Source organism: Marinicrinis lubricantis, assembly GCF_042658665.1.
Taxonomy (GTDB): Bacteria; Bacillota; Bacilli; order Paenibacillales; family KCTC-33676; genus Marinicrinis; species Marinicrinis lubricantis.
Genome location: NZ_JBHSQV010000001.1, coordinates 36,289 through 47,048, shown reverse-complemented (window position 1 = coordinate 47,048; position 10,760 = coordinate 36,289). Strand labels below are relative to the sequence as shown.

Sequence of the window (10,760 nt, the reverse complement as noted above, 5' to 3'; positions counted from 1 at the left end):
AACTCTCCAATAAAGTTTGTCTTGCTCATTTCGATGCTAAGCATCATTTGTTCCGAATGGTATTCGGGGTTCCCTTAAGGGAACGTAATAGACTTATTCGCTCGCTGTTCAGTTTTCAAGGATCAATTCGCATCATTCATCGCATCATTCAATGCTCATGACGCTTCTTTTTTTATCATCGCTTTAGGTTATTGCCCTTGAGCGACTTTATTAATATATCACATCTTAGTATTTCTTTGCAAGTACTGATTTTTTCCAATTCAATCTATACCGATGTGATTCAGAACCTGTCTGCACTATACAAAAAAAATCCCGCCTGCTTCGCAATTGCCTCTCGAAGCGGCGAGAAATAATATATCACGAATGATTTGTTTATGTCAACCTTTTTTAATCACTTCTTCAATATGCAGATGACTTTCTTGGATGAGATTAATGACTTCCCCATTTACTTTTACCCATGGCAGCGTCAGACTTGAACGATCTGTAAAAACAATTTCACCGATAGCTCCATTACTCAAACGAACTAAAGTTCCGTTGTGGAATTGCGTTACTTTTTGAATAAATGTCTGTACGATCGCCGGATCCAGTTTACCAAAAGAATCGTTCAACAGCTGCTCTAAAACTAAATAAGGTGATGAGGCCTTCTTATAAAATCGATTGCTGGACATTGCATGATAAATATCAGCAACAGCAACCACTTTGGCATAGGGATGTATTTTAGAGGCATCCAACTTGAGCGGATATCCGCTGCCATCCTCTCGCTCATGATGCTGAAGAGCAGTGAGCTTTACTCCTTCGTTGATTCCTGGGACTGCTTTCAGCAAATTATACCCCTCAATCGTGTGTTTTCGAACCTCGGCGTTTTCCTCTTCCGTCAGCTTCGCTTTCTTTTGCAAAAGTGCAGGGTCTATTTTTACATTGCCTATATCATGAAATAGTCCTGCGATCCCGATCGGAATCCAGTCCTTTTCCGGAAAGCCATGCCATTTGGCTAATTGATATGACGTTAGTCCAATCGTAATGCTGCTATGAACTAAGTAATTCTCTAATTGATCTTTCGGAGGGACGAACGTTAAAATATTGTACTCTTTGATATAATCGATAAGCTTTTTGAATTGCTGTCTAATGACGATTAGCGGTATGGGCAGCGCATGAATATTATTCAGCGTATTTTGAATCAAGAAGAACATTGCTTCATACTCTTCTTGGAAAGGTGTCTTTTCCAAGACTCCTTCTTGATTATCCACGTTTTTCCGATCATCATCCTGCTTACTCGCTGCTGTTTTCATATCTTCAATCTTGGCTTTTTGAATTAAAAAGGAATGCATAATTTCCAGATCATGCTCGGTTAACATTTTTCCTTTTTTAAAAAGTACATTGCCCAATCCCGTTTGCAAGTCTTCTTCTAGTATGTAGCCTGGTTTTATGCGGCCTATCGTCATTTCCGGCATAATCAATCACCTATACCTATCGTATTGGAATTCCTTAAGTACCATTTCGTTCTTATTCATCATGTTTTTTTATATTGTAAAACAAAAAGGGTTGGGGTAAAAGCCCAACCCTTCGATATTATTCATCGACTTCTTCCGTAAATTCTTCGTCAACCAATTCATCTTCCACATGCTTCTTCACACGGGCAACCGTTGCTACGCCGTCTTCTTCACGGATATTGATAATTCTTACACCTTGAGCGTAACGGCCCATGGTAGATATACCATCCATACTTGTACGGATTAATGTTCCCGATGTCGTAATGACCATCAGATCCTCATCATCTTTCACAACTTTTAGTCCCGCCACATAGCCGTTTTTCTCCGTGACGTTGATCGTCTTAATTCCCTTCCCTCCGCGGGATTGGATGCGATATTCAGACATTGGCGTACGTTTTCCGTAACCCTTGTTCGTAATGATCAGCACGTCATCCTGCTCGTCGACCACGTCCATATCGATTACGATATCGTCATCTACCAGCGTGATTCCTTTCACGCCTGTTGCGGAACGCCCCATCGTACGTACATCATCCTCAGGGAAACGAATGGACAAGCCATGACTTGTTCCCATAATGATCTGCTTGTTGCCGTCCGTCAGCTTCACACCGACCAACTCGTCATCATCACGCAGGTTGACTGCGATGAGTCCACCCTTGCGAATATTGACGAAATCCTGAAGCGGAGTTTTCTTCACAATACCGTGTTTGGTTGCAAAGAACAGGTTCAGGTTTTCATCAAAGGCTTCAACCTCAATGACCGCATTGATGTTTTCCCCTTGTTCAATCTGAATCAGATTGATGATCGGAGTACCCCGTGCAGCACGCCCCAATTCGGGGATTTCATATGCCTTCAGTCGGTAAGCCTTTCCTTTGTTCGTAAAGAACAGCAGGTAATGATGCGTATTGGTAACGAACAGATGCTCGACGAAATCATCATCCTTCGTATCCATTCCAATGACGCCTTTCCCTCCGCGTCTTTGGCTGCGGTACGTGTTAACAGGCAGACGCTTGATATACCCCGTGTGGGTAATCGTCACGACCACGTCTTCTCTCGGAATGAGATCTTCATCAAGAATATGATCATCGCCGATCGTAATCTCTGTTCTGCGCTCATCGCCGTACTTCTCTTTAATCTCTGTCAACTCTTCGCCGATGATGTTCAGAACAAGCTGTTCGTCTGCGAGAATGGCTTTATATTCCGCAATTTTCTTTTGCAGCTCAGCATATTCATTTTCAATCTTCTCCCGCTCTAATGCGGTTAAACGCTGCAGACGCATGTCCAAAATCGCCTGAGCTTGATCAAAGCTGAGGTTGAAATTGTTCATTAATCCTTCACGCGCAGCTTCCGTATTCGGGGAAGAACGAATAAGCGCGATCACCTCATCCAGGTGATCCAAGGCGATGCGCAAGCCTTCCAAAATATGCGCTCTCGCTTCTGCTTTGCGCAGATCAAATTCGGTTCTGCGTCGAATGACTTCGATTTGATGCTGAATGTAATAGTGCAATACATCTTTAATATTCAGGATCTTCGGCTCTTTGTCGACGATCGCCAGTGTATTGATACCAAACGTCGTTTGCAGCGCAGTATGCTTATATAAATTGTTCAACACGACATTCGGATTGACATCCCGTCTCAGTTCAATAACGATGCGCATGCCTGTGCGATCCGATTCATCCCTTAAATCGGTAATCCCGTCCAGCCTTTTCTCTCTTACCAGCTCGGCAATTTTTTCGATAAGACGGGCTTTAATGACTTGGTAAGGGAGCTCCGTAACAATAATTCTTGCCTTATTGCCAGTTTCCTCAATTTCCGCCTTAGCACGAACAGTAATACTGCCCCGTCCGGTCGCATAGGCCTGCTTAATTCCTTCTCTGCCTAAAATATAACCTCCAGTAGGGAAATCAGGACCTTTAATATATTGCATTAATTCCATCGAGGTAATTTCCGGATTGGCAATCAATGCCAGCGTTCCGTCGATGACCTCACCTAAATTGTGAGGTGGAATATTCGTTGCCATCCCTACCGCGATCCCGGATACCCCGTTGACCAATAAGTTCGGAAAACGAGCAGGCAGAACGGCCGGTTCCTTTTCTTCACCGTCATAGTTTGGCACGAAATCGATCGTTTCTTTGTTTATATCACGCAGCAGCTCCATTGCAATTTTCGATAACCTTGCTTCGGTGTAACGCATCGCTGCCGCTGAGTCCCCGTCGATCGAACCGAAGTTACCATGTCCATCAACCAGCATATAGCGCAGGGAGAAATCCTGTGCCATCCGGACCATCGTTTCATAAACGGCGGAGTCCCCGTGGGGATGATACTTACCGATCACTTCCCCTACGATTCTCGCCGATTTCTTAAAAGGCTTGTCCGGTGACATGCCCAATTCCGACATGGCATACAATATTCTACGATGCACCGGCTTTAAGCCGTCTCTAACATCTGGCAGGGCGCGGCTTACGATGATGCTCATGGCATAGTCCATAAACGAGCTTCGCATCTCAGCACTGATGTCGCGGCCTTCCACACTTGGACGTATTTCTTCCGCCATGCTCTACCTCCTCAAATTCAAAATTCCCTTTATCCTTGATTGTTCTAACGAGATTCGTTCTATGTCCATGCGTTATCGTTAATATAACTGCAGCCGCCGCCTATTCAAGCTGAAGCTCCATTTCCGAATGGATGATTACAGCTGCGGCGGCTATTTCTGTTAAATATCTAAATTTTCTACGTAACGAGCATGCTCTTGGATAAAATCGCGTCTCGGTTCTACGTTATCTCCCATCAAGGTATCGAAGATCATATCCGCTTCGATCGCATCTTGTATGGTGACCTGCAGCAGCGTTCTGCTCTCCGGATCCATTGTTGTCTCCCACAGCTGTCCCGGATTCATCTCGCCAAGACCCTTATAACGCTGTACATTTGCCTTCTGGCCAGCGTCTCCCATCTCGGCGATGATACTGTCACGCTGCTTTTCGTTGTATGCGTAGCGAATCGTTTTATTCTTCTCGATCTTATAGAGCGGCGGCTGTGCAATATAAATATAACCCGCATCGATAATTTTGCGCATATAACGATAAAAGAAGGTTAACAATAAGGTTCGAATGTGGGCGCCGTCAACGTCCGCATCGGTCATAATAATGACCTTGTGGTATCGGGCCTTTTCCAAATCGAAATCTTCACCAATGCCTGTACCGAGCGCGGTAATAATCGCCCGAATTTCGGCATTCCCCAAAATTCGGTCCAGACGCGCCTTCTCCACGTTCAAAATCTTACCACGCAATGGCAAAATAGCTTGAAAGTGCCGGTCTCTTCCCTGCTTCGCCGACCCGCCTGCGGAGTCCCCCTCAACGATATACAATTCGCTGATGGTCGCATCCTTGGAGGAACAATCGGCTAGTTTCCCTGGCAGCGAGCTGACTTCGAGAGCGCTCTTTCTACGGGTCAATTCCCTTGCCTTACGTGCTGCCTCTCGCGCGCGCTGCGCCTGCAGTGCCTTCTCCATGATCCGTTTGGAGACGGACGGGTTCTCGATCAAAAATTCCTGCAGCTTATCCGAGAAAAGCGATTCAACAATCCCTCTCACTTCACTGTTGCCTAGCTTCGTCTTCGTTTGACCTTCGAATTGCGGCTCCGGTATTTTGACAGAAATGACGGCCGTCAAGCCTTCTCTTACGTCTTCACCCGAAAGATTCGAATCATTGTCCTTTAGAAAATTCAATCTTCTCGCATATTCATTAATAATTCTCGTCAAAGCGCTTTTGAAGCCGGACTCATGCGTACCGCCTTCATGTGTATTGATGTTATTGGCAAACGAATGAATATTCTCTGTATAGCTGTCATTGTACTGAATGGCTATCTCTACGGTAATTTGTTCCTTCTCCCCCTCTACATAGATCGGGGATTCATGAACGACTTCTTTGTTTTTATTCAAATACTCAACGAACGACTTGATGCCGCCCTCGTAATGATATTCCTTCGAAGTTCCAGTCCGTTCGTCCAATAGTGAAATATGGATTCCTTTATTGAGGAATGCAAGCTCCCGAATCCGGGTTTGAAGTGTATCGAAATCGTACTCTACGGTTTCCGTGAAGATCTCGCGATCCGGTCTAAATGTGACGGTCGTACCCGTCTTTTCCGTTGTTCCCACTTCTCTAACAGCGAATTGCGGTACACCTCTGCGGTATTCCTGCTCATAAACGGTTCCGTCACGATGAACGCGTACCTGCACCCATTCGGATAATGCGTTGACAACGGAAACCCCTACACCGTGCAAGCCGCCCGATACTTTATAGCCTTCTCCGCCGAATTTACCGCCTGCGTGAAGCACCGTTAAGACGACTTCCAGTGTTGGCTTTTGCAGCTTCGGGTGAATCCCGACAGGAATTCCCCTCCCGTTATCGACAACGGTCACACTATTATCCTCATGAACAATCACTTGAATATGTGAACAGTATCCGGCCAACGCCTCATCGATACTGTTGTCTACAACTTCCCATACCAAATGATGCAAGCCTTTGGCACTCGTCGAGCCGATGTACATGCCTGGACGTTTTCTTACGGCTTCTAAGCCTTCCAGTACCTGTATCTGACTCTCATCATAGGTATGTTGTTGATTCTCAGACATCCCTTTCACCCGCTTCTACATGATCTGACACTAGTTGTTGGATCATCTGTTACGACGATAAGTTCGTTAACAGATTTTTAGCTCTTTTCTTCAACGTGGTAGAAGAGATTGGAGAGTAATAGACTTTATCCAAGGCAACAACCAGTGACTTCGGCTCTTCTTCCCCAATCGTTTCCACGAATTGATTTGCATGGGCATACTCAACAAACTGTTTCGAGATTTTCGAAATCTCCTCAATCGACACATCGAAAATGCCAATCAGCTCTGTCGCCCGAATCACTTTTTCTCCGCCCAAATGAATGAACATTCGTCCACCACTCCCGTTTATGAATTTGCAAATCCGCTGCTGACAATACTTCCAGATTCCACGTTGAAAATTTTAGCTTCCTGCAGTTTCTGCAAATTTACACTTTCCAGCCCCGTTGTCGTAATGAAGGTCTGGACTTTGCTTTGAAACGTTTCTATGAGTTGCGTTTGACGATTCCGATCTAATTCAGACAAAACATCATCGAGCAGAAGTATCGGATATTCCCCTACTTCCTGATGAATCAATTCAATTTCAGCCAGCTTAACGGATAAGGCTGTTGTCCTTTGCTGTCCTTGGGAACCGTACGTATGAGCTTCTTTGTCATTGATGAAAAATTCAATATCGTCCCGATGGGGTCCAACTAAGGTCGTCCCTCTTCTGATCTCCTGTTCCTTCATCTGTGTTAACTTTACCATAAATTGCTCAAAAACCATAGATTCATCATCAAAGGATTCTACGCTAAACGACGGACGATAAACGATATCAAGCTTTTCCGCCCCTGCTGTGATTCCGGAATGAATATGATCCGCCCATTTCTGGAGTTTATATATGAATTGTTGACGTTTTTGCATGATTTTAGTACCGCTTGCAGCGATTTGCTGATTCCATATGTCCAGCATCGCATCAGAACTCGCATTCGATTTGCCGAATTGCTGCTTTAAATATTGGTTTCGTTGAGCGAGTATTTTCTGAAATTGCCCCAGTTGGTGGACATACCCCGGATAAACCTGAGCGATTTCCATATCCAAAAAGCGGCGTCTCGTACTTGGCGAACCTTTAACAATTTCTAAATCTTCCGGAGCAAACATCACGACGTTCAGCGAACCGATATAGTTGCTCAGCTTTTTCTGCTCTAATCCATTGAGCTTTGCTTTCTTCCCGTGATTTGTAATCATCAGGTCAAGCCGGCATGCGCCGTATCTTCGTTCAAGCTCTCCCTGGATGATCGCCCTCTCTTCATTCCACTGTACGAGTTCCTTATCTTTATGCGTACGGTGAGACTTGGTCAAGGCCAACACATAAATCGATTCCAGCAGATTCGTCTTGCCTTGCGCATTCGGTCCAATGAAAATGTTGACCTGCGGAGAAGCTTCCAGTTCGATATGACCATAGTTTCGGTAATGCTGCAATTTCATCTGTTTTAAATACAAGGCGGTTTCCCCCTAGCTAAATAAACCGCGTAAGGTTCCAGTAGGCGTTGAGATGAAGCAGCATGCCGTTCATTGTGGCCGCTGCTGCACAATATCACGCTTAAGACCGAATGCTGATGTGATTTCACTTTTCAATTTTGATCGTTTCATATCCTTCAATTTCGATTTCGTCACCAGGAAACAGCTTTTTCCCTCTGCGGTTCTCAGGAGATTTGTTCACAAGAATGCTCGTTTCCTCTAAAAAAAATTTAACTTGGCCTCCTGTAGAAACCAAGTCCAACTTTTTAGCTAATTGACCGAGCGTTATATATTCGTCTTTGATCGTTACGTTCTTCATTCCTATACTCCTTTGTTCTTATTCGGCATACCGGCAGCATGCTCGAAGGGAACACTCGCCTTTATCCGGTTGTCCGATAAGGAAGAATGACATAGACGAGCTCGACATGGTCTGAAGGTTTGAGAACAATTGGACTCATTGCTCCGGTAAAACCTATATGAATTTTTTCACAATCCATCGCTTTCAATGCATCCAGCATATATTTCGAGTTGAAAGAGATTTTAAAAGCTTCTCCGCTGTAAGATTCCGTTTCAATTTCCTCTTTAATTTTACCTAGTTCTGTTTGACTGGAGGAAATTTCAACAAGTCCGCTTTCTTCTGCAACTAAGCGTACGATGTTGGTTTTTTCTTCTCTCGAAAGCAGATAAGCTCGATCGACAGCATTCAATAACGATTTAGTTGAAATGACCATTTCCGTTTTGAATGACTGCGGGATAATTTTGGATGTATCAGGATACAGTCCATCCAAAATACGTGTATAGAATAAATTCGTATCAATTTTGAACAGCACTTGGCTTTCGGCAACGACAATTTGCACGGGTTCATTTTGATCCGGCAAAATTTTGTTTAACTCGTTCAAATTTTTACCGGAAATAACGATGTTTTTGAATTGAAGCTGCTCTACATCCGGAATTTGAGCTTGTCTTGTGGCTAAGCGGTGGCGGTCTGTAGCGATCAGCTTTAGCTTGCCTTCAGCCATCTGCCATTGAACTCCGGTTAATATCGGAGTGCTCTCATTCGTCGATACGCAGAAAAGAGTTTGTCGAATCATCGATTTCAATAAATCGCTTTGAACCGTAAAGGTTTCGTTTTGTTCTAATTGAGGCAGCAGAGGATATTCCTCAGGATCGAGCCCGATCATATGAATTTCTGATTTCCCTGAGCGAATCCAAGTTTGGAATTGATCCTTTACTTCAATTTCCACTTCATCGTCAGGCAGCTTCTTAATGATTTCCACGAAAAATTTAGCCGGTAAAACAACACTGCCTTGTGTCTCCAACTGAATGATATGGCTGCCATCCTTTTCGGTTGGAATAAAGCTTTGAATTGAAATATCCGTATCGCTTGCCGTTAATGTAATTCCGCTGGCGTTAGCGTCAATTTTTATACCGCTTAGAATCGGAATCGTCGTGCGGCTGGAGACCGCTTTGGATACGTGCTGTATAGACTCATTCAATTCATTTTTTAATATTTTTAATTTCATGGGCTCCTCCTTCGTTACATCTTGCTATACATGCTGGCCTGATATCAGAAATTTTTAGTCATATATGATGCATATGCTGAATAGCTTTAAAGTAAGACGATGAAAAGGTAGAGGATTATTGTCTTTTCGAATCCTATTAATATTATATCTTTTATTTAGTAATAGTAGTAGGGGCCGTGAATATGTGAATAAGTATAGAAATGACGGAAAGATTCAGCCTATCCACATGTGAATAAATTGTGCATAGGCTGAGTGTAATTACGAATGATTTTTGATCTTGTTGATAAGCGTATTGATTGCTTTATATAACTCTTGATCCTCCTTCAATGCGGTGGAGATTTTGTCATGCGCGTGAATAACCGTCGTATGGTCTCTTCCGCCGAAGGCTTCACCGATTTTAGGAAGTGAGAAATCCGTCAATTCTCTGGACAAATACATGGCGACTTGTCTAGGGAAGGCGACGGCTTTGGTGCGTTTGCGCGCTTTAAATTCATCGAGCCGAATTCCGTAATATTCTCCGACCTTCTCCTGAATGTCCTGGATCGTAATGACCTTCGGACGGCTGGACGGAATAATATCCTTTAGAGCTTCTGCAGCCAGATGTGCCGTAATATCTTGGTTCGTTAACGATGAATAGGCAACGACACGAATGAGCGCACCTTCCAATTCTCTGATGTTCGTATCGATTTGTCCCGCGATGTACATCATCGCTTCGTTTGGAATGTCCAACTGATCGGCTTTTGCCTTTTTGCGGAGAATCGCAATTCGGGTTTCTAGATCAGGGGGCTGAATATCCGTAATTAATCCCCATTCGAAGCGGGAACGAAGCCGCTCTTCCAGCGTAGGTATTTCTTTCGGTGGACGGTCACTGGATATAATAATCTGCTTTCGTTCTTCATGCAGTGCATTGAACGTATGGAAAAATTCCTCCTGCGTCGATTCTTTTCCGGCGATGAATTGGATATCGTCGATGAGCAGAATATCGACATTACGATATTTGTTGCGGAAGTTTTCACCGCGGTTATCTCGAATAGAGTTAATGAATTCGTTCGTGAATTTTTCCGAGGAAATGTAAACGACTTTTGCAGACGGATTATGTTCCAGAATATAGTGGCCAATCGCATGCATAAGATGGGTTTTGCCTAATCCTACACCCCCGTATAAAAACAAAGGATTATAGGCTTTGGCCGGTGCTTCAGCGACGGCCAGCGAAGCTGCATGCGCGAAACGGTTTCCTGAACCGATAACGAATGTTTCGAACGTATATTTTGGGTTTAACATGTGGGACAGCGGTTCTTCGGCAATGATCGCTTTTTCGTCCGGTACGCTCTCCGGTACAATTTGTTCGATCTCCTCTCGATCCTCGTCCTCTTCGCTTATGATCTTCAGCTGCAGCGATTTCCCCATAAACTCGGAAACCGTTGTGCTGATCAGCTTGGTATAGCGGCTTTCAAGCCAATCCCTGGCAAAAACGGTAGGAGCGCTGATGACAAGCATCGTGTCATTCAAAACGACAGCCTTTGTCGATTTAAGCCAAGTGTCAAAGCTGGGTTTACTAACTTTCGTTTGAATGATATCCAATACTTGCTGCCAGAGCTGCTGCTTATGGCTTTCCAAAAAGGTCACTCCTTTAACAACAAAAAG

Annotated in this window: 8 protein-coding genes; all 8 read right to left on the bottom strand. The window is 44.1% G+C overall.

Going from position 1 to position 10,760, the window contains the following annotated elements; genetic code table 11:
• Nucleotides 1-377: 377 nt before the first annotated feature.
• Entirely contained in the window at nucleotides 378-1,451 is a 1,074-nt protein-coding gene (locus tag ACFPXP_RS00240) for an HD-GYP domain-containing protein (protein ID WP_379891293.1), read from the bottom strand.
• A 118-nt stretch (nucleotides 1,452-1,569) separates the two neighbouring features.
• The gene (gene gyrA, locus ACFPXP_RS00235; RefSeq protein WP_379891291.1) at nucleotides 1,570-4,041 is read right to left on the bottom strand and encodes a DNA gyrase subunit A; all 2,472 of its coding nucleotides are present in this window, start codon (nucleotides 4,039-4,041) and stop codon (nucleotides 1,570-1,572) included.
• Nucleotides 4,042-4,200: 159 nt separating this feature from the next.
• Nucleotides 4,201-6,117, bottom strand: coding sequence for a DNA topoisomerase (ATP-hydrolyzing) subunit B (gene gyrB, locus ACFPXP_RS00230; RefSeq protein WP_379891289.1), 1,917 nt, complete (start codon nucleotides 6,115-6,117; stop codon nucleotides 4,201-4,203).
• Nucleotides 6,118-6,166: 49 nt separating this feature from the next.
• Nucleotides 6,167-6,424, bottom strand: a complete 258-nt coding sequence (remB, locus tag ACFPXP_RS00225) for an extracellular matrix regulator RemB (RefSeq protein WP_379891287.1) — start codon at nucleotides 6,422-6,424, stop codon at nucleotides 6,167-6,169.
• A gap of 17 nt (nucleotides 6,425-6,441) precedes the next feature.
• Nucleotides 6,442-7,575, bottom strand: a complete 1,134-nt coding sequence (gene recF, locus ACFPXP_RS00220; protein ID WP_379891285.1) for a DNA replication/repair protein RecF — start codon at nucleotides 7,573-7,575, stop codon at nucleotides 6,442-6,444.
• A gap of 124 nt (nucleotides 7,576-7,699) precedes the next feature.
• Complete coding sequence (gene yaaA / locus ACFPXP_RS00215; RefSeq protein ID WP_379891283.1) at nucleotides 7,700-7,912, bottom strand: S4 domain-containing protein YaaA; 213 nt, start codon at nucleotides 7,910-7,912, stop codon at nucleotides 7,700-7,702.
• Between the two features lie 61 nt (nucleotides 7,913-7,973).
• Nucleotides 7,974-9,116, bottom strand: a complete 1,143-nt coding sequence (gene dnaN / locus ACFPXP_RS00210) for a DNA polymerase III subunit beta (RefSeq protein WP_379891281.1) — start codon at nucleotides 9,114-9,116, stop codon at nucleotides 7,974-7,976.
• Between the two features lie 258 nt (nucleotides 9,117-9,374).
• On the bottom strand, nucleotides 9,375-10,733 hold the full coding sequence (dnaA, locus tag ACFPXP_RS00205; RefSeq protein ID WP_379891279.1) for a chromosomal replication initiator protein DnaA: 1,359 nt from the start codon (nucleotides 10,731-10,733) through the stop codon (nucleotides 9,375-9,377).
• Between the last annotated feature and the right edge of the window lie 27 nt (nucleotides 10,734-10,760).